At 39.6% G+C, this 22,040-nt stretch carries 14 protein-coding genes; 2 read left to right on the forward strand and 12 right to left on the reverse strand.

Going from position 1 to position 22,040, the window contains the following annotated elements; translation table 11 throughout:
* Positions 1 to 137: 137 nt before the first annotated feature.
* The 3 genes from ACYVHJ_RS12485 to ACYVHJ_RS12495 all read right to left on the reverse strand — a co-directional run bounded on the left by ACYVHJ_RS12485 (position 138) and on the right by ACYVHJ_RS12495 (position 3,874).
* Complete coding sequence (locus tag ACYVHJ_RS12485) at positions 138 to 845, reverse strand: 3-keto-disaccharide hydrolase (protein WP_460515236.1); 708 nt, start codon at positions 843 to 845, stop codon at positions 138 to 140.
* Between the two features lie 220 nt (positions 846 to 1,065).
* Positions 1,066 to 1,956 (reverse strand): endonuclease/exonuclease/phosphatase family protein, encoded by an 891-nt coding sequence (locus tag ACYVHJ_RS12490; protein WP_460515238.1) that lies wholly within the window; start codon positions 1,954 to 1,956, stop codon positions 1,066 to 1,068.
* Positions 1,957 to 2,209: 253 nt separating this feature from the next.
* Positions 2,210 to 3,874, reverse strand: coding sequence for a neutral/alkaline non-lysosomal ceramidase N-terminal domain-containing protein (locus tag ACYVHJ_RS12495; protein WP_460515240.1), 1,665 nt, complete (start codon positions 3,872 to 3,874; stop codon positions 2,210 to 2,212).
* A gap of 154 nt (positions 3,875 to 4,028) precedes the next feature.
* Here ACYVHJ_RS12495 and ACYVHJ_RS12500 point away from each other — a divergent pair, with 154 nt between their 5' ends.
* A complete protein-coding gene (locus tag ACYVHJ_RS12500) occupies positions 4,029 to 5,069 on the forward strand; it encodes a carbon-nitrogen hydrolase family protein (RefSeq protein WP_460515242.1) in 1,041 nt (346 codons plus the stop codon).
* Positions 5,070 to 5,399: 330 nt separating this feature from the next.
* Here the strand turns inward: ACYVHJ_RS12500 and ACYVHJ_RS12505 are convergent, their stop codons facing one another.
* Entirely contained in the window at positions 5,400 to 8,174 is a 2,775-nt protein-coding gene (locus ACYVHJ_RS12505) for an outer membrane beta-barrel protein (RefSeq protein WP_460515244.1), read from the reverse strand.
* Positions 8,175 to 8,646: 472 nt separating this feature from the next.
* On the opposite strand from ACYVHJ_RS12505, the gene ACYVHJ_RS12510 reads away from it, so the two are divergent.
* Entirely contained in the window at positions 8,647 to 9,000 is a 354-nt protein-coding gene (locus tag ACYVHJ_RS12510; protein ID WP_460515246.1) for a hypothetical protein, read from the forward strand.
* 350 nt (positions 9,001 to 9,350) lie between these two features.
* Here the strand turns inward: ACYVHJ_RS12510 and ACYVHJ_RS12515 are convergent, their stop codons facing one another.
* From ACYVHJ_RS12515 to ACYVHJ_RS12550, 8 genes are all read right to left on the reverse strand, one after another.
* Complete coding sequence (locus tag ACYVHJ_RS12515) at positions 9,351 to 10,841, reverse strand: hypothetical protein (protein WP_460515248.1); 1,491 nt, start codon at positions 10,839 to 10,841, stop codon at positions 9,351 to 9,353.
* A 13-nt stretch (positions 10,842 to 10,854) separates the two neighbouring features.
* Entirely contained in the window at positions 10,855 to 11,769 is a 915-nt protein-coding gene (locus tag ACYVHJ_RS12520; RefSeq protein ID WP_460515250.1) for a hydroxypyruvate isomerase family protein, read from the reverse strand.
* Between the two features lie 25 nt (positions 11,770 to 11,794).
* Positions 11,795 to 12,643 carry a sugar phosphate isomerase/epimerase family protein gene (locus ACYVHJ_RS12525; protein ID WP_460515252.1) on the reverse strand — a complete coding sequence of 283 codons (849 nt, stop codon included), beginning with the start codon at positions 12,641 to 12,643 and terminating at the stop codon, positions 11,795 to 11,797.
* Between the two features lie 36 nt (positions 12,644 to 12,679).
* Positions 12,680 to 15,706 (reverse strand): PVC-type heme-binding CxxCH protein, encoded by a 3,027-nt coding sequence (locus ACYVHJ_RS12530; protein WP_460515254.1) that lies wholly within the window; start codon positions 15,704 to 15,706, stop codon positions 12,680 to 12,682.
* A 36-nt stretch (positions 15,707 to 15,742) separates the two neighbouring features.
* Positions 15,743 to 17,242: a hypothetical protein gene (locus tag ACYVHJ_RS12535; RefSeq protein WP_460515256.1), complete on the reverse strand. Its 1,500-nt coding sequence runs from the start codon at positions 17,240 to 17,242 to the stop codon at positions 15,743 to 15,745.
* Positions 17,243 to 17,256: 14 nt separating this feature from the next.
* Positions 17,257 to 18,681, reverse strand: a complete 1,425-nt coding sequence (locus tag ACYVHJ_RS12540) for a hypothetical protein (protein ID WP_460515258.1) — start codon at positions 18,679 to 18,681, stop codon at positions 17,257 to 17,259.
* A 109-nt stretch (positions 18,682 to 18,790) separates the two neighbouring features.
* Positions 18,791 to 20,326 carry a hypothetical protein gene (locus ACYVHJ_RS12545; protein ID WP_460515260.1) on the reverse strand — a complete coding sequence of 512 codons (1,536 nt, stop codon included), beginning with the start codon at positions 20,324 to 20,326 and terminating at the stop codon, positions 18,791 to 18,793.
* Positions 20,327 to 20,431: 105 nt separating this feature from the next.
* Positions 20,432 to 22,018 carry a hypothetical protein gene (locus ACYVHJ_RS12550; protein ID WP_460515262.1) on the reverse strand — a complete coding sequence of 529 codons (1,587 nt, stop codon included), beginning with the start codon at positions 22,016 to 22,018 and terminating at the stop codon, positions 20,432 to 20,434.
* Positions 22,019 to 22,040 lie beyond the last annotated feature (22 nt).

Here is a 22,040-nt window from a genome sequence, read left to right on the forward strand (position 1 = left end):
CATAAATCTCACCAAAAGGGTTCACAGGGATGATATATCCTCTTTTTTAGGACGATTTTAAATCGAACTCAAGTTATTATTACGCAAAAAGTGAGCACGCTATTGTGCTTAAATCGCTAACCATATAAATAAAAAGTTCATTTCTTTCCACCCATATACGGATTCCCATCTGCTTCAACCAAGGCTTCCATCAATTCGGATTCACTATATTTCCCTAACTTCAGTTCCGGATTATGGATTAATTTCACAGGTTTGTACGCAACAATTTGTGCTGGCCCGGCATGTACTTGTAAAGCTATAAAACCTTCTAATTCTCCATTGGGATCTTCATACGCTACAGATAAAGTGCCATTAATGGCTGTCCAGATATTATCGCCTACAGCAAGAATTTCATAGGTATTCCAATCGTTCTTCTTAACTGCAGCCTCTCCTTTTCCTTCCCAATGCAACTTTTCTCTCCCACTTTCATGGTATAACCTTCCCCATACACCTTGTCCAATATCTGCCTGATAACCCAAGGCCTCATCTCCCTTCTTTTGCGAGCGAAACTGAATACCAGCATTGGCAGTATTAGGGACCACTTTTACCAACACTTTCAAATAGAAATCCCTTACTTTTTCTTCGTGCCAAAGGAATTGGTTATTGACTATTGAATCTTTACCTTCCCCTCCAACTATTGATCCATCTGCAACCGACCAATAACTCATGTCAGAAGAATTCCAATTTTGAAGGTCATCCCCATTAAATAATGACAGTTCCACCTTTTTTTTGCCTTGTGTACAAGCACTTAAAGCAAATAGAAAAATTGCCATTGAAACAAATAAGTGTCCTGAAAATACCTTCATACCAATAATTTTTTATTAGCCAATTTAGCGAAATAGGAACCAATTTACCCCTCTCTTTATAATGGAGAGATTTCTCAATCAATTTCAAAGATATGAGTAGCCTTTACCCTTCAATTCCTTTCCAATTAATAATTGGAATATACATAAAAAAACCAACACTAGCTACATTCGCTTATTTCGTAAAGTATTCAATCTCAGATTTAATATCCGGTAATTTTTGTCATTTGATTAATTTAACTTTAGCAACTATTGGCCAATGGTCAGAAATAAATAGTTCCCCTTCTACTATTTTATCAACACGGTGTTCCTCAACCTCAAAATAATTGTTTACAAAAACATAGTCTATCGCATGTCCTTCTTTACTTTCCCAATCAGGCCTGAAACCGGTACTGGTTAACCCACTTGACGCGACAGGAGATTTAGAAATATAGGCCGAGTTCTCTAAGGAACTGATTTCTTTAAAGCTTTTTATTAAGTTTTCGTACAAGGCATTGCCCAGATTCGGATGTTCTTTTCTAATATTGAAATCTCCGGTAGCAAGAACTGGAGCATCTCCCGCAATTTCCGAAATTTTCTTTGCCATTAATTTCGCACTATTCATGCGGGCTTCTACTCCTCTATGGTCAAAATGGGTATTGAAAACATAAAGATCTTTGCCCGATGATTTGTCCTCAAGTTGGGCCCAGGTCACTATTCTTGTTAGGGATGCATCCCAACTTTTACTCCCTGGAATATCCGGCGTTTCTGATAACCAAAATTGGGAATGATCAACTAGGTTAAACTTATTCTTATTGTAAAATATAGGCGCATATTCTCCGGATGTTTTATTATCATTCCTTCCTGTACCAACATAGTCATATTCAACAAGCATTTCTTGGAGATCAAGTATCTGATTGTGAAGAACTTCTTGCATCCCTATAATATCGGGCATTTCTGAAGTCAGGTAAGATTTCACAATAGGAACTCGATGCTCCCACCTATTGATTCCATCATCAGGGTTATCATAGCGAATATTAAAAGATACAATTTGTATTGATAGGTCCTTTGGACTGCATGCTAACACAAATACAAGCGGTAATAGGAACCAAAAGTTTTTCAAATGATTTTTCATAAATATTAACAAGGTAAATTCAAAATTTCATCAGCAAAATAGCTGTAATTTATGAGAGGTAATTTCATTAATTTAGGTATTTAATATCGACTTACTAAACAGAACCTACACAAAGTAATGGAATAACTTCAAAAACAGAAACCTCAACTCCTATTGAGCATTTCGAATATTAAAATTAAGGATATAATATTAATTCAATATGAAGTGCGTATTATTTAAAATCATCGCATAAAAAAACAACCCATATGCATCATTAATCATAGAAAAGTTCAATCATTAGTTTTTGCACGCCTTCCACCAAAAGCTCTCCTCCCCCAGGCATAAAACGCGCACTTTGAACTTCATATCCCCCTTCAGAAAAAGCTTTTCTGTCAGGAATGTAACTGAGGTTACCATTTCCGGATTGTTCACAGATGATGGTATGCGTAAAAGGTGATTTGAGCTTTATAGCCATACTAAGTTCCACAAAGGCATCCCCTGGAAAGCCTACCAAAGCAAGTTCAGAGCCGAAACCCATGACTTGGACTTCACTGACAATGGCTTTTCTATCCTTTGTCAATGGAACCGTCGTAGTAAATTGTGACCTGATACTGTCATTATAATTTCCTTCTTTTAAATCGAGAATTCTCCAGGCCTCTACCACATCAGAAAATTTGGGAGGATTTGTTTTTCCAAACTGTCCGATTATCTCCTCTGCCCAAACAAGTTCTTCATGGGTAAAATTAGGTATTGGCAAAGTTACCTCCATTTTACCAACCTTAAGGGAATTGATTTCTAGAGGTTTTAAGGAACCTATGGCTTTAAGTACATCTTCTGCTAATACCCTTCCAATGCGTGCAGATTCTTCATATTGACCTAACTGAGATTCATTTTTCACATCAATATGGTTGATATTTCCGGAATTCCCATTGGTGTATACCGTTACCAATTCCTTTCCATAAACCTTTTCTAATTGTTGAGAGACAATGCCTGGAAAATCCGCAGAAAATTGATTTCCTCCAACAATAGCAGGATGAAGGGCAAAATTTACCAAAACAGCCAAGGGTTTCTTATCCATTGACTCAAAAAGCAGCACAGACCCAATTGGGTCTACAGGACCCATGGCCCTATCAATACCTGGATTTAGACGCCCTGGATTTGTCCTAAAACTTCCATCCTTCATTAAAAAACGACGGTTGAAATTGACTTTGTCCTCATAAAATGTCCCAAAAGAAACTTGAACAGGTTGCAACGAATCTTCTGCGATTTTTATAGCGTTTAACAATTTTTTGGGGAGTTGTTTGATATACTCCAAACTCTTAATTTCCGCTTCACCACCAACGGCTTTCAGAAACCTTGGATTCATCTGTGGTCCTGCATGACAGTGGGTAGCTGTAAGGATGACATTGCCAACAGGAATGTCTGTTTCTTGGGCTATCAATTCTCTGACTTGTAAAACCATCCCATACGGCAAACTAATCAAGTCCAATGCTAGAAATGCTCCTTTAACTCCACTCACATCAAATACCAATACTTTTGCAAAAAGATCATCATGAATGCCTTCAGAAATATTGATTCCATAAGAATTGCCCATCACACTCCCAACCGGTGGGGTAATATTCAATGATGTTGCGCCTAATAAAATGGTTGACCTATCCCTTATGTCTTTTTTAATTAAGTTAGCTCTGACATTAAATACATTGCTTATTAGAAGTAAAACAAAAACAAGCCAAAAGTATTTTTTATTAGCCTTATTTTTCTTTATAGTCGCAATAGCAAAAAAATTAGATCCCATAAATTTATTGTAAAATCTATATTTAAGTAATTTACCCATACTTCCAATATTTTTTTTGTAACACCTTAATGCATTATATGTGGAAGATAGAATAAAACCACTAAATATCAATTCACATAATGCATTGATGGTTAAGTTTAACATGAACTAAGTTTAATAAAATCTTCAGACAATTGGATCGGCTTATTTTTAGTGAAAAATTTTAACTTTTCTTCACAGGTTTGAAAAGGTTTGGTAAATTCCCTTCTCAATATTCAAGCGTAGAACATGACAGTTAAAAAATATAATCGGTCACCCCATGGATAAAAAAACCAATCCCCGAAGAAAATTTCTAAAAACTGCGGCCTTGACTTCAGGTATCTCATCGATAGGTGTACTTCCTGTAAACAGTACACCATTACCAGATGCAAGCCTTATAGGGAAATTGCCACGAGAGGTATGGGTAGCCGGCATATCTCAGGAAGCTGTTTTTGCAGACAGTGCTGAGCAAATGGTAGATGAGATATTTATACTAATGGAAAAAGTATTGGTCAACCAACCGGACATTATTTGCCTACCGGAGTTGTTCCATACTGCCAACATTAAACAAAAATACAGCCTATCTGAAAAAATTGCCATATCCAATACAGTATTAGATAGGATGGCTGCCTTTGCTAAAAAGCACAATTGTTATCTGGTGGTTGCCGTAAATACCGAAGAGAGAGAAAAGATATTTAATTCAGCAGTATTGTTGGATAGGAATGGACAAAGGATTGGTGAATATAGAAAGATTCATACGACCGAAAATGAAATGGGATTAGGAATTAGTCCCGGACCCTTGGACCCACCTGTATTCGAAACGGATTTTGGAAAAATAGGCATTCAAATCTGTTTTGATGTACTTTGGGAAGATGGTTGGAAAAAACTAAAAGACAAGGGTGCAGAATTGGTTTTTTGGCCGTCCGCCTATGGAGGTGGTCAGAGCCTACAGGCCAAATCTTTGCAACATAGATACGTTGTTGCTACCAGCACCAGAAAAGGAAGCGCTAAACTTTGGGATATCACCGGAAAAGAAATTGCAAAAACAGGTTTCTGGGAGAAAAATTACTATTGTGCCCCTGTCAACCTGGAAAAAGTCTTTTTACATACATGGCCATTTGTAAAGTATTTTGATGAAATCAAAAAAAAATATGGAAGGAAAATCCGAATCACCAATTTTCACGAAGAAGAGTGGTCTGTGATTGAAAGTCTTTCCCCGGACATCACCATAGCAGATATTTTGAAAGAATATAACCTAAAAACCTATGATCAACACAGGTACGATGCTGAAATGGCCCAAAATAAGGCAAGAAACTCCTAGATTAAGCCCGGATTATGTAATAGGATTTCTCCGCCCTGACAATGGTCAGAGGTGGAGCCTGTCCCGTGTTTACGGGAAGTGTTGCAATCGCAAGAAAATCAGGCTGTTTGGAGATTTCAGCATAGCACCGCTATGATGAAATTGAAAACGGCAACGATGTGGCTGATTTTGAAGCGATTTCAGCACGTAATAGTTTGTCTATTGCATATTTCGGGTTTAGTAGATAACCTAAACATTCATAGCTAATCATAAGGAACTTTATATTAAAGAAGTTGAAATACCAATATTTCCAAGAATTATAATGCTAACTACTTACAATCTCCCCTGGAATTAATTTCCGCCGGTACCCATAGCTCCTTGTCCAAAACTTCTTAAATTATAGGTCAATGTTAACATGAAAAATTGTTGTAATACCTGCGTTCTCTCGTTCTCGATATAGACGTCTGTTACATTCCTATTGATGCTTGTATTTTGATTCAGAAGGTCAAATACGGTCATCTTCAATTCAAACTTTTGGCTCGGTGGAAACCTATAGCCTAAATCTGCATTCATCAGCCATACGGACTGATCAAACTCTTCTCCCAAGCCGGTATACCATTGGTTGTTTACATTGGTACTTACAAAAAATCCCCAAGCAAAATTCCAATATAAATCTAATCTTGTACTTTGGGTATAGTAATTGTTATTTTGATTTTCTTGCAAACTACTTCTTACAATATTGTAATTTCCACGGGTAGAAATATTGAAATCCAAATCTTCCCCTAGATTACTGCTTATTCCAATTCCGGGACCTATCCCTAAATTTTTATTATAATTGGTTTGTCCATTAATTATGCCGGGCTGGTTGCTATAGTTTGCCCTAGCGGAAAGTTCCAAGTTACTTTTCATAAAGCTGAGAGGGAATCCGAAAGAAAAGTAACTCCTTAGGTCCCAATATTTATCAAGGTTTTCGGGTCTACTTAGTTGCCCTCCTTTCCTTAACAAAACATCTCCTTGAATGAGTGTATCTTTCGACATAATATAAGTTGCATTCCCCAAATAATTGGATCGCACAGATCCTCCCATATACATAAAGAATGATTTGGAGGTTTCAGGATCTACATTTCTAATTCGGGTATACACCCTGTGTTCATATTCTTGTTGCAGGTTAGGGTTTCCCGTAGATATTTGAATGGGGTTACTGTTATCAATTACATCCTGTAACTGCCTTACTGAAGGTGCGTCCGTATCTCCTCGGTAATAGACCCGAATATTGGTGTTTTCATTCATATCATACATGAATACCATTCTGGGTACAAAGTTTTTAAAAGTTCGATTGGTATTTTGGAATCCTGGAAAAAGCCGGTCACTATCTAAAATAGACACCTGATAATCGAATGAAGAGTAAACCCTGATTTTATCTTTGTTAAAACTGTACCCTAAACCTACCTCATGTTGTAAATAAGTGTTTTCAAATTCATTGGTCAAAGTAGAGTCTAGTTCAAATACCATGGACTCCATTTCTCTCTGACTTACCTCCTGCCTGGTTTTGCCCAAGTCGTTACCCACTTCATATTCCAGCCTCAGCTGAGAATTTTCACCAATTGGCTCCGTATACTCAATTTCCATTTCATAATCAAAGGAATTAGAGCTACTGATAGAATTTTGAATCAAACTATCCAAATTGGACGTTTGGAAATCTCGATTGACAGATACCAACCTTGAATCACTATTCGAATCACTCAAACGGGTATCAAATTGCGCTGAAAGCGTCCGACCTTTTTTATTGAATTTATACCTATAGATAAAATCACTCGAAAAACTAAAAGACTCATTGGTGGAGCTGGTTTTGTTTTGAGTCTCATTGATAGGGGTGTTCAAGTTAAATAAGTTTTGGGCATTGAGGCTATTTATGGACGAACCCTTTTCATATCTCATCCTGGGTCTCCAAATAATAGCATGCTTATCTGAAATGTCATAATCCAACCTTAAATCCAAACGGTGGTTTTGGTTATAGTTTTCATCATTTCTGACTTCATCATACAATTGGAGGCTATCACTGGATAAAATATATTCTCGAGATGAATTTTGGTTTAAATAGTTGGTGCTTTCATTAAAGAAATAACTTCCGGTAATTTTTGCCTTTCCTTCATCAAATTTATCTGTAAAATTTATACCTACTGCATTGGTATTGGTGATCCCCGGTCTTTCCCTTGTTGTCAATGGATTTCCTCCTCTTCCTCTACCTCCTCTTCTATCATCTCCTCCACCAAAGGCTCCGGTGAGGTCATCTGCAGAAAAATTTTGTTGGTTAATATTATTGCTTAGTCCTAACAGTGTAAGCCGCTGTGCCCCGTTAAAAAAATTAACACTACCACCTACCAAATAATTGTCATCTGTACCATATCCGGCAAACATTCTACCGAATTCTCCTCCCCTTTTTTCTTTTTTGGTAATAATATTAATGGTTTTGATGGTTTCCCCATCATCAAAGCCAGTTAATTGCGCCTGAACGCTAATTTGATCCAAAAACTCTATCCTGTCGATTATTTCAACAGGAAGGTTTTGCATGGCCATGGCAGGATCATCTCCAAAGAAAGGTTCACCATCCACCAATACTTGCCCTACTGTTTCACCTTGCACCTCAATGGTATTTCCTTGCATGGTCACTCCAGGCATTTTCCGAATCAATTCTCCTGCACTTGCTTGAGATCTGGTCTTATACGCATTCGCATTAAGGGACAAAGTATCCCCTTTCATCTCACCAGTCATGGTAGCTGCTTCAATTTCGTAAGTTTCCAATAAACTTCCCTTCTCCTCCAGTTTAAACATCCCTAATTTGTTGTTGGATGGATTATTGATGGTATCGGTAAAATCTTCAAAACCTATGAAACTAATATTAAGTACAAAAGTGGATACATCTGGTTTATCAAGCTGAAATTGTCCTTTTTCGTCGGTAAAGGTATTGGCCAGCGTATCCCCTGAAGCATTGAGAACAAAAATATAGGCTCCAGGCAAAGTCTCTTTGCTTTCTTTATCTTGTACCCCCCCCTTTAGAAAGGTTTGCCCCCATACATTTCCAGAAAAAGTGACAGTAAACATGATTAATAATACAATCTTATTCATAATGAAATAGAATTAGTTTTAATAATCTGGTTAAAATTATAAGAGCGGGTATGCAAATATACAAAATTTAAAATATTTATATGATTAAATTATATAAATGGAATCGACATCTACTAAACGGAATAAAAGCCTTATGATTTGATAAATTTAATTGTAAAAAGACACTTACGATTAATTATTATGAACCTAACCGATTGTTTTCCAAATAGTTTAAATATTTAGCTTTTTCAAGTCCGATCACACTGCATAAATATTTATTTTACCTAAAAACCGTATACAAAGACAAATAGATATTGGAAGCACATATAAATATAGGAGCCCAACAATTCATAAGGAATTACTTAAATAAAAACACCTTATTTTTGAGACAAATAAAAAAAATCAACCTTTTATACCGGAGTAACTTTGACAAAATGATCAATCATTATTACCTTTAACTAAAAAATAACGCACAGCACTAAACTTTGATGTAATGCTCAATTTTAAGAAAATTTTTTATTTTCCTGTTTTAATATCTTTGTCATTAATCTCCTTTTCAGGATGTGGAGATGGAGAAAATGATGAGCCTTCAGGATGCAATAGTTTTAACTGGTCAGTTGAGCTCAATGATGAGTTAACCGACTTAACTACAGCGATTTCAAATTTTGCTCAAAATCCAACAGAAGCAAACTGCAACAATTATCGACAGGCACTTTTAACCTATGTGGATGCATTAAGACCTTATGGAAACTGCCAAGGGTTGACGGGGCAAAACAGGGTTGAATGGCAAAAATTGATCGATGAATACGAGGAGGATTTAAATGAAGAGGACTGCTCAGACATTTGATTAACGGTCTCGAGAAATGGTATCTATTTTGCCAATAAATACCATTTTTCGAGACATTATTGTGCCTTTTATTTATCTCCATTTTTCTCCTATAGTATTCTCCGGTTTTAATCTTATGCATTGGATAAGGGATTAAAAAATCTTTCTTTTTTCATATAGAATTAACCAACCACCTATTTTCTTACACTGAGTTTTATAATGCATCTATTAGGCTCAATGTATTATTAATAATCCCCCCTTTATTCAAGAAAAAAACTCCACCAGCAAAGAATTAAGCTTTCTCTGAGATGAAGTTTTTAAGTGTCAAATCGGCCAAATCAGTCAAATAAAAGCCAATAAATCGATAATCCTTATTTAATATCACCTAACAAATCCAATAATCGAGCGATGATCTTATCTGAAGCAATCTCTTCTACTCTATTGGTTGAAAGCCATGTTTCGTAACCACCCAGTTTATGTTGCTCCGGGGTGGGCAAATAACCAAAAAGACCATTTGCCAGACCAATGGTAAAATGATCTTCCAAGGGACTCTTTTCCTTTAATTCAAGCCCTATTTCAACAAAGGTTTCGAAGGGTATGGCGCCAATTCCCAAGTCTCCGATTTTAAAAGCCTGAATGACTACATCAATATCATCCGGAAACGTTTCCATCTGCTTGATACGTTTGGCATAAGTTTTTTCGTGTCTATGCCTGCCTTCAACAGTTTCAGGCCTGGCATTCACTTCATCTACAAACTTGGCCAATTCAGGACTTGGTCTACGAACTTTGAGATTTAGTAGCGCTTGTTTGGCATCCAAAGGCACCCAATCCAAATAGTTAATGCCATGATAACCTTTCATCACTGCCATGGCCACATCATCAGCCACCAACTTCATTTTTTCATAAGGAGGGCGGCTTACCCTAGGGCCTCGAAAATTGATATTGTTTATATCCCCGGAAGTACCATTTGACATCATGGCAACAAACTCCGGATTCTGCCGGTCTGCTCCAAGTAATTCCTGAATCTTGTCAGCAAACATACCAAAATAATCTGCTGACACATGACCTGTAGGAACACCTCCTACATAATGTAAGGAGTAATTGGCAAATAGAGCCAATGGCCTGCCATCTGTTGCTTGAATGGAAAGGTAAGACACTTCAGGATCTGTAGGGCCTGCAGGTTCCAATAGGTTAGGGTTACCCACTCCCGGATTCATCACGGCAATGTCATTGCCTCCCAATGGATTTGGCGTGGGTGTACCCGGCTTCATCTTCCAACGTCTATTGAATACATGTTGTGGCACATCCACAGATCCCCAGCCTATCCTTGCCGGCTCAAGGTTACCCAAAGCAATTTGGACCCCATCCGAGATTCTAGAAGCCAAAAATGATTGATACTCATCCAAAGGCTCATCCGGGTGCCATTCCCTGCCTTTGTCCCCCACACCTCTGGCACTTGTAGCGGAATGGGTATGGGTAGATGCTATCAAAATATGAGAAGCCGGAATACCTGTGGCTTCCTCAATGCTTTTCTTGGCTACATCAAACACTTTTTGATCAACACCAACATTGTCTACAGTTACCATTACCAATTTATTCTCTCCATCGTCCAAAACTATACTTCGGGCATAGAGCTCATCATGAATGTAACCTGCAGGAGGAGAGTTCCACCCGCCAATAATTGGGCCGCCTAGTTTTGGACTAATGTTACTTTTGTAGGCTCCTGCTTTGAAGGACTTGTTCCCTTGAGAATAAACAGGATTAAAAATTAAATAGCTTAGGAAAACCATGCAAATGGTTAATCCATGGAGACCTATGTTTTTGCTGAACAACATACAATCTTTTGATAGAATCTTCGTCATAACTTTTAAATATTTAAGATGGGTCAACTTGTTTATAGGCTTCCAATACGGACAACTCACCGGCTATTCCCGGCTTGCTGGAACTGTGCTCAAGACCTAAAAAGCCTCGGTATCCTTTGTCCCAGATATGTTGTAATAAATTCTTGTAATTGATTTCTCCGGACATGGGCTCAAAACGACCGGGTGTATCCCCAAGCTGAAAATAAGCTATTTGGTCCCAAGCATAATCAATGCTGGGTATTAGATTTCCTTCCTGAATTTGAACATGGTACACATCACAAAGCAGTTTTATACTTGGACTATCCACGGCTTTGGCCATAGCATAAGCCTGAGGCAGTTTATGCAAAAACATTCCTGGATGATTGATTTTATGATTCATGGTTTCCATGACCATCACTAATCCATGAGGTTCATAAATTTCTGCCACCCGCTTCAAGAGTTCTGTGGCATTGGCCAATTGAAAATCCCAGGGTAATCTAGGATCAGCCATCCCCAATACATTGTGTATAAACTTGGTATTCATCCGCTTGGCTACTTCTACAGAAGCCCTTACCTCCTTGAGTACATTGTCTCTGATGCTTTGATCCCTTCCCGCGAAGGTGACCTGCTTAAAGTCCATGGTGCCTACAAACTGCCCAAACTCCATCCCCAGTTGTTGGAGGGTATTGCTGATTATTTTTTGTTCTTCCAAGGGACGCCGTTGCAAAAAGGTACATTCCCAAGCATGAAATCCATTATCATGCCCCCACCTGATTTGGTCTTCCGGTGACTTTCCGGCCACATCCGCAAATAATCCAAAATCAGGTGAAAATTTCATATTAAAAGGGTTTGCCTTAGCCAAGGCCTGTCTTCCTTCCGGCAAACCAAGCCCTACAAAAGTAGCAGCTCCTGCAATTAGGCCATTCTTAAAAAAAGTTCTCCGTTTCATATTTTTGGTTTATTTTGGGTTAAAATCAAGGAGTCAGGTTGCCAAAATACTTGACAGCATGGAGGACATCTTCAAGATTATCCTCCATTTTGTGTTCACATTCCACATAAACTTCCCCATCAAATTGTTGCCTTTTTAGCTCATGAACTACAGCTTCAAAGTCAATTACCCCTTCACCTACCTTCACATCCTTAGCAGACTGGGTGGAAGCATCAAGATCTTTGAGATGTATACTTATCAGATGACCTTCCAGCTTCTTAAGGCTTTCCACGGCATCTAGACCACTTCTGGTCCAATGCCCCAAATCTCCACATGCTCCGAAATTAGGGTGGTTTTTTATGGCTGAAAGTACCGAGTCCGGATGCCAATAAATACTTCCTGCCTCCTTTGAATGTTGGTGCAAGGCTATTTTGATTTTGTATGCTTCGGCAAGTTTATCCACCATGTCCCAATTTTCTCTTTTGGGTTCAGCTACCAGGTATTTAATTTTCAGGGACTTGGCCAACTCAAAAGCTCTTTGCCAGCTATCCCTGTCATTTGCTTTACCAACATACATGGATTTCATTTTCAACCCATTGGTTTTCAAAAGTTTCCTTACTGCCATTGCATCTGAAGGGCTGAGGTCTGACATGGTTTTATCGCCAAAGTCTCCACCCAACTTATGAAAATCAAAACCTTCTACATATTTCGCTCCGGTTGTTTTCGCCTTTTCCAAAGTGGCAGAAAAAGGAAACCGATTGAAGGAATACAAGGCTACACCTATATTCCAATCACTTTTAATGACTGATGCTTCATACAAAGGCCTTTTCACCACACTTGCCAAACCAAGAAACAGTATTGGCAAAGCAATAAACACCCAATATTTTTTTAACATATTCTTCTATTTGCTATTGATGTATAAAAATTTTCTTTATTCAGCATTTCTTATAAAAGCCATCAGGTCAGCAATTTTTTGTTGATCAAGCTGAGCTGACAATCCGGGCATAAGGGACATATTCATCCCCTTTATGGCTTCAATATCTTGGCGATTTATAGCTTGTTCTATTCCCGGAGAAATCCTAAGGCTTATTGCCGCTGAAGTTTCATTCATAATCATTCCTTGAATAGTTTCTCCGTTTTTAAGAGTCACTTCCCATAAGTCAAAACCTGGAGCAATAGACAAATTAGGGTCCAAAATATTGGCCATAAGATCTTTTGGATGCCAATTGTGCAAGGTACCTAGATCAGGCCCAAAAGCCACTCCACCTTTCCCTCTAAACTGATGACAAAGGGCGCAATTTTCTATGTAGACTGATTTTCCTGCAATAGGGTCACCATTTATTTCCAGGGCCTTTTGGTACTTTTTATTGATCTCCTCTCCTTCATCCTTAGTCAGTAGTTCTCTTGCAAAATTTCGAGTGGCCTCATCTCCATTGTTCATAAGCCTAACCCTCATTTTCCAGCCAATCGCTACTGTGGGAATTTTTCCATCTTTTAACGCCTCAAGCAATAGTTTGACCCGATCGGATTCGCTCATAAAGGTTCCCAAGGCGACATCTCTTATTTCAGGTGTCAGAGAATTCCATTTGCTAAGAAGATATTCAGGTACACTTGTTCCTTTGATATTGCCAAGGGCTTGCATCGCTGCGATTTGCAACACAATCGGTTCAGTAGTAGCAATCATTGCTTTCAATTGATCGGCATAAGGGCTTACATCTCCCTCTGGTAAAAACCTTAAAGCTTCTGCTCTTCGGTCTTCTGGAATGGACTGATCTGAAGCAATGATCATGGCTTTGTCCATGCTGGATTTAAGCAATTTCTCGTCTTTGAAATCTAAGGTTTTGATCAAGTTCAATGCAGATTTTCTAAGTCCTGCATTTGGGTGATCAAAAAAGGCAAGTACTACTTTATCCATATAGGCTGTTAGCGCTTTCTCATTCTCCTCATTTCTCTTGACTCCATCAGCTATTCCATATAATACAGATGCTTCCCAACCTCTGTTTTCCGATAATTTGAGGGCTGACTGAAGCAATTTTTCTGCTTCCCCTTCATTCTCATTGGCTGTAACCATGGCTGTTAATCTGCGAACCAAACTACCATAAGCAGGTACATTTTTATCAAAGCGATCTAGTACTGTTTTTATTAATGTTGTATTCTGGGATGTAGAGGCAGACAATGCTGCGATTTGTACCCACTCATCAGAAAGGTCATGAAACAACAATTCTTCGGCAACCTGCCCTGCTTCTTCTGTTTCAATAAAACCCAATGTACAGAGCAATTGAAATCTAACTCTTGGATTGGGATCTGTATTTAGATTGAGCAATGCCTCCACTAAATCATTTGACTCATTGAGATGCATTTCAGCAAGCTTAATGGCATTTTCTCTAACTCCCGCTTCAGAGTCATTTAAGCCTTGAATAATCAGATCTGTTCTCAAGCTTTTCAAGCCTTCCATAGTCCATAATGCATGCAATCGACCTTCTGCAGATTCTTGATTGGTAGCCATTTTTTCCAATTCAGGTATCACCTCCAGGTTTTCGGCTGTGACTATAAGCCTTTGGGCATGATTTCTCCACCAATGGTTTTTATGTGCCAGGTACTTCACCCATTCCTTGGGGCGCTCAGCACCAAAATCCAAGCCCGAAGTCCAATCGGCTTTGCCAAAACCTGTTGGACTTATCCGATATATTCTTCCCATTTCCACACCATCATACAAGCCACCTGCAGCCACGGCTTCATCAGACATCCATTCGGGATGTTCTATAATCCTACGATAATAATCCAGCACATACAGTGCACCATCAGGACCTACGTACATATTTACAGGCCTGGACCAAGAATCTTTAGAAGCCAGAAACTCCTTATTTTCTCGTAATCTTTCAGCAATAAATGTGGCTCCTTTTTCTTTTAAAATATCCACATGAACTAGGTTGCTTACAGATTCAGCAACAAAGACAGCATTCTCAAAAGGTTCCGGAAAGGCACCGCCCAAGTAGGCCGTCAAGCCGCTAGAAGAGGTTGTCAATCCTACAGGAGTAAAAAGCTGACGATCAGGATTTGTGGTAATTTGAAAAACTTCTGTTTCCTTGCCATGATCAGAAATAGATTCACTGGCATTAGAAACAAGCAATCCCGGATTTCTGGAAAGGTATGGGGCAGCAATTACTTCATGGTAAATGTGGTTTTGATTGTGTGTCAGTAAATACCTACCCCAACGGTCAAAAGTATGCCCAAACTGGGAACGAGTAGAGGCCAATTCTGCCACATGAGTATTCGGTTTAAACCTAACCGAATGGCCATTGGCATTTTTGGGTAAGACTGAACTTTCCGGCTGAATGGGGAAAACGATGTTTGATCCTTTATCTCCAAACTCTTCTTCGTATTTCCTTGTGCCAATATGCCCTAGATGGGATAAATGTATCCAGTTGTCCAATCCATAAATGGGATTATTTACATTCACATGGGGGTTGGATAGAGAGAAACCTGTCATTATCACTTCTTTTATATCCGCAACGCCATCACCATCGGTATCTTCAAGGTACAAGACATCCGGTGCATCCGTTATCAAGACGCCATTTTTCCACCGCATGATACCATTAGGCAAAACCAATTGGTCTGCAAAAACGGTACGCTTGTCCATTACCCCATCCGAATCGGTATCTGAAAGGAGTACAATTCTACCGGAGCCACTTTTGTCAATCGGATACCCGGGCATCTCCACTACATACAATCTCCCAAATTCATCAATTTCCATGTCCACAGGATCCATAACCAAGGGTTCGTGGGCTATTATCTCCATTTGAAAGCCCGGAGCCAGTTCAAAAGTAGCCACTGCATTTTCGGGAGAAACTGAGCCTTTACTTGACGGTTCACTGCTTTTTTCTCCACATGATTGTAAAAAACAAACTCCTAAGAGGTATAAAAAAATAATGATCTGACTGATTTTTATATTATTCATTCTCTATTAACTAATATCCTTACTATTATTGATGCTTTATAATTTTTGATTGATATGGACTTGGCCCTCTTCTTCCCAAAACTTATCGATAATTTCCACAGTTCTGTCTACCAACAATTGTCCTCCTTCTGCCCCCACTATATTGCTTTGACAGACTGCACTGTATCCTCCACCTGCAATGGCCTTTTCGGTAGGTAAATAAGTGCCCGGACCAGCCAACTGGATAACAAAAGTTTGTATGGCCTTGCTTCTGGCCTGAATGCGAATACCATAATCAGTAAACAGTTCAAATTGATTGGTGGCGATTGCTGCATCACCAATTCGCAACACGTGAATCTCTGAAGTGTAGGTAGCTTCAGGATTTTTTTGTTGTGCTTCGTACCGTTTTAAAACATCCCCAAACCAAGTCATTTTGGCATAAAGCAAAGGGGCCTTGGGGGGATCAGCAGCTATTTGATCCTGACAATCTTTTACCACTTTTTCAGAAGCTATGTATTCTTCCTCTGTAATGATACGCATCGGTAGTTCAAGGTTTTCCATTTTATGGTGAAAAGCCACATTGGTATGCCGGTCATTTTTTACAATTTCATAGGTATTTTCCACTGCCCTTATGATGCGTTCGGCAATGTCATCCATCCGGGTCTTTTGAGCAAGTTCCTGCATTCTGGCCAAGCCGGCTTTTCTATACATACTATGTGGGGATTGGTCTCCTGCTGCACCTATCCACCCCAGAATACTTATCTCATTACCAAAACGGGCTTTCAGTTTTTCCCTAACCGGGTGCCAATAATCTGCATTGACGGTGGTTTTATGCTCGAACTCTTGGGCCGGACAGGCCACATCCACACTCATGGCTAGTAATTCATCAGCTTCGTTCCAGAAAAATAAGGCATTCATATCATGGTCTTCATAGCCTTCAAGGTTTTGAAATTCCTCTTTATTTGTATTCCCATACATTACACTGGTCCCATCCTTATAGACCGTTCGTCGATTGTATCCTACTGCCGCACGGTCCATTCCCCAGGTAACACTTCCCTTGCTTCGATTTTCCCAAGCCTCAACTATGGCAGCTGTCACATTTCTTACAAATAAAGCCCGATAATCTTTCACCTTGGTTACGCCTTCATCCGGAATGGGATAGATAAATGAAGACTCTTCCAAATCGTCTTCCAAGACCGGAGCTGTATGGGTATGCGTAGCACTTACAATAATTTTATTTACATTAAAACCGGGAATTCGTTTGGCTACCTCCTCCCTAAGCTCCTGCCTCAACCGGGCAGAAATATATACCAAGTCACAGGAAACAAAAACTGCGGTATCTAATCCAGTCTGACCATCTCTTGATTCGATGGCTACTATTCCAGCATACAAAGGAGTGTCTGCCGTTTCTGCAATTCTCATATGAAACTGTCCCATAAGTGCCACAGGTAATTTTGGACTAATATCTGCTGTAGCAGCTCCCAGGTATAAATCATTGGCTTGCAAAGGCACAATCAACCAAAAGGTCATGGCCAGTAACACACATAATCTCACCATAATGTTATTGTTTATTATTTAACTTCTTTGTCCCATAATTGATCAATCAACTCCACTGTCCTGTCTACCAAGACCTGACCTCCTTCAGGTCCTACTATATTGCTATGGATGACTGCACTATAAGCGCCACCATTTACAGCACGCTGTGTCGGTAGATAAGAACCCCAATCTGAACTTCCAGCAAGCTGAATTACAAAAGTTTGCAAAGCTTTACTTCTGGCCATTATTCGCATGCCAAAATCCGAAAACAGTTCAAACTCATTCGTACAAATAGCTATATCCCCCAAGCGGATGACATGCAAGTCCATGGGATACAATGGCTTGGGGTTTTCCAATTGCTTCTCATAGCGTTTTACCGTTCTTTCCTGCCAATTCATCATTCGATATAGTGCGTCAGCAGCTTTAGGATCCTCGGCAATTTGCTCTTTGGCATTTTGAACAAAAGCTTTGGCTTCCAAATAGTTTTTTTCAGTGACCCATCGCTCAGGCAAAGACAATTCTTCCACATGATGTCTAAATTCCAAGACGGAATGTCTTTCTGAAGCTACAGCATCATAGGATTCATCTACCGCCAGAATTATTCTTCGTGCCAATTCTTCTGTTCTACTAAGGTTTCTGAGGTTTCGCATCCGATCATCGGCAGCTTTTCTATATCTCATATGGGGTGTGATGTCTCCTGCAGCTGCTGCCCAGCCTAAAATATTAACCTCTTTTCCATACTTAGCTTTAAGGCCTTCCCTAACCGGATGCCAATAATCGGCATTGACAGCATGGCGGCCTTCTACCTCTTGGGAAGGACTTGCCACGCCAACTACTATGGATATTAGCTTACCTTTTTCATCCCACAAAAACAAGGTGTTGACATTGTGATCCTCTGAGCCTTCAAAGCTTCTAAACTCCCGTAAATTGGTTTTACTGCTCATTCCGGAGGTCCCATCTGCATAGACAATTCGTCTATTATAACCTGCCACCGCATAACCCATTCCCCAAGCCACAGATCCGGGAGCCCTTTCTTTCCATGCTTCCACTATGGCTGCACTCACTTTTTCCACGAAGAAATTGCGGTAATCTTTAACTTGAGTGACCCCGGATTTAGGAATCAAATACTCTCCTTCCAAAGCCAATACTGGTGCAGTGTGGGTATGGGTTGCATTGAGGAAAATTTTGGTTTCATCAATCTCAGGTATTTGTTTTTTTACATGCTGCCTTACCAGGCCTATAAGATCTTTAGGAATATACAGTGCATCACATGAAACCATAATGGCTTGCTCTCCATCTTCACCTTTGGTTTCGAGCACCATCACAGTTGCAACCAAAGGGGTTTCAGCAACCTCAGCTATTCGAAGATGAAATTGGCCGGTAACAGCCACAGGCAGTTTTGGGGTAATATCTACTGTTCGGGCCCCAATATAAAGTTGGGAGGCCATTATAGGGCTCATTACCAAAAGGCAGAAGCATGTTAGTACAATTGTTTTTATATATCCTTCTCTCATCATATTTACAGCAGTTCTATTTCATTCAACTTTCGAATCATATCTAATTCCAATCTTATGGCCACAATTTATCAATCATGGAAACGGTCCAGTTTACCAGAATTTGACCTCCTTCAGGTCCTACTTCATTGCTCTCAACGATGGCAGAGTAATGTCCTCCTGCTACAGCTTCCTTGGTAGCCAAATAATTTCCAGGCCCCACCAATTGCACCACAAAAGTTTGTAAAGCCTTACTCCTGGCTTTCATTTGTATTCCGTATTCAGTAAACAACTCAAAGGGATTGGTACAAATCACAACGTCCCCTATTCGCAGCGCATGAAGTTCCACAGGATACATGGGTTGGGGGTTCGATTGTTGGACAGCATACCGGTCCAGGACCTTATTGTACCAAACAATTCTTCGGCTGAATACTTGAGCCCGCTCAGGATCATTCAAGTCCTCATTCCTCATTTTTAGCGCATGATTGTATTCTGTTTCTGTTACCACCCGCATTGGAAGTTCTATATTGTTCACCTCATGTTTCATTATAGGCAATTTATGCTTGTCAATTTTAACCGTTTCATAGGTTTCATCTACTGCACGAAATATTCTTGCGGCAATTTCTTTCAAGTGATATTCATTCCTGAAATTAACTCCTCCGGTATGGGTAGCGAAATCAGGACTCTTTTTTTCATTGCGCAAAGCGATCATTCTCCACTCTGCAAATTCATCATATCGAGGTCTAGGCGTTTGGTCACCTGCTGCTCCTATCCAGCCGGCCACTACCAATTGGCGGCCATATTTTTCTTTAAGGCCTTCTCGTACAGGGTGCCAGTAGTCAGCATTGATTGTAGATCTATTTTCTACAATTTGCGCCGGACTTGGCACATTGATACATGTGGCTACAAATTCTCCTTTATTGTTCCAAAAAAACAAGGATTGAATGGCTTGATCTTCATAGCCCTCAACTTTAATGAAATTTGATTGAGCAGTATTTCCATACATTTTAGCTGTACCATCTTCATATACTGCTCGTCTATTGTAGGCGACTTTTGCATGACTAATGCCCCAAGACACGCTACCTCGCTCTCGCTGATTATAAGCTGTAACAATGGTTTTGGCTACCCGGTCGGATACAAATTCCAAATAATCCTTTACTTGGGTAACTCCTTCAGGAATGTTGTATCGATTGTCTCTCACAACGCCACCTGTATGGGTATGCGTAGCGTTAATTATGATCTTTTTTGTATCCAATACAGGCAAGCTTTTTTTAACCTCCTTCTGGATCATTTCTTTTAATGCTATAGGAACGGTGACCATATCACAGGAAACAATTACTGTAGTATTTTCACCTCTGGATTCTAGAACAATGACATTGGCTGTTAAGGGTGTTTCTGCCACTTCCGCAATCCGGACTGTCATTTGACCATCTACTGCCACAGGAAGTTTCGGTGTAATGTCCACAGTGGCTGCACCTATGTATAAGTTTTGTCCAAAAGTAACATTGGGCTTGAGTTGAAAAGCAGTAATTACTAGGTAGAAAAAAATGGTAAATAAAAGCTTGTTCTTTACGCTTAAAACTTGATAATTAATTGGTATATATTTTTCCATAATCATAAATTAATATTTTAATCGTTCAGAAAAGCTCGTTTTTATACGAAGCCATAAATTATATCCATGGCTGAAACTTTTCTGATTAAAGTGGTAGATGAAATTTTACCACATGGTGTTTATGATATTAAGTGTTTCGGCTACCAATTCATCTCCACCTTTGGGACCTATAAGTGTACTCGCAGGAACAGCCCCATAAGCACCGCCTTTGATAGAACGCTTGGTTGGCAGATAAGAACCTGAACCTGTAAGTTGTACAATAAAAGTCTGGATTGCCGGACTCTGCGCCTTCATTTGCATCCCATAATCCAAATACAGCTCAAATGGGTTGGTCGCAAAAACAGCATCCCCAATCCTAAGCACATGCACTTCAATGGGCATTTTAGGTTGAACTTTTTCCAATTCATACCTTTCCGCAACCACCAAACCTCTTCTTAGCTTGCTGTAGCTAATGGTAATATCCTTGTACCACCTTGGGGTTTCAATCATTACCGGATTGTCGCGCACCTCAGCTTTTAATCTATCATATTCAGCCTGCCAGCTTTTGGCCTCCTCGGTGGCTTCAGCTACATCTTCCGGACTAAGTAACCTCCTTGAAAGGGGTACCAATTTCATTTCATGTTTGAACTCCGGCTGCCATTCAATATTGGCCTTCATGACAGGAAATAAATCGATCACTTCGTCAGCTATACGCTTGGCAATTTGCTTACGCTGTGCAAGACTACCCCTGCCGGTTCCCTCTTCACCAAATCCCAAGAGTTGTTGCATTCTTTCTTCTGCATTTGACCCCACCATTACATGCGGCGATTGATCTCCTGCAGCACTTGCTTGCGCCAATACATAGATGGAATCTCCTAAACTTTTTCTCAAGGCAACTTTGGTGTCATGCCAAAAATCTGCCGATAACTTATAGGAATGTTCACTAACCTGAGAAGGTGCCGCTACATTAATTATAACACCAGTAAGTTGTTTATTTAGGTCCCAAAAATACATCAGGTTTAGGCTATGGTCTTCATGCCCTTCTATATGGCTAAATTCAGATGAATTGGTATTGCCATACATGCGTGATTTCCCATGTTTAAGGGCTTGAAGCCTATTTAATCCCACCACAGCATGCCCGAGGCCAAAACTCATTCCCCCTGGTTTTCTTTTTCCCCAAGCATCAAAAACTCCTTCCGCTATTTTATCTGCTGCAAAAGATATATAGGTTGCAGGAGACATGGCCGGCTTACCATTGGCCATTTGCTCCAAACTTACCCCATAAATAGCTTCAACAGCAGCAGTGGATGCCACATAAGGTGCTGCATGGGTATGGGTAGCATTTACAATGATTTGATCCGGCTTGATTGAAGGTATAGCTTTGACAACTCTAGTTCTTATTTCATCCCTCAAATTGGCTGTAGCTCTCATTCCATCACTTATTCCCACCAGGTCACAACTTATCCATATCGTTTTCTCTGAATTTGTTCCTTCCCCTGACTCTAACGCAAGAATGGTAGCGGTCACAGGATCCAATACCCCTTCTGATAGTCTCGCATGAAATTGTCCTGCCACCAAGACCGGTTTATCAGGTGTAATGTCAACAGTAGACCAACCAACTTTAAGGTTTTCGTCATTGTCAGATTGAGCATAATTTTGGAAGGAGAAAATGGATAAAAAAAGTAGGCTGAAGCATTGTTTCAAACAAATCATTTTTAGGCTTGGTTTATTTCAG

This window comes from Cyclobacterium sediminis, from assembly GCF_054781075.1.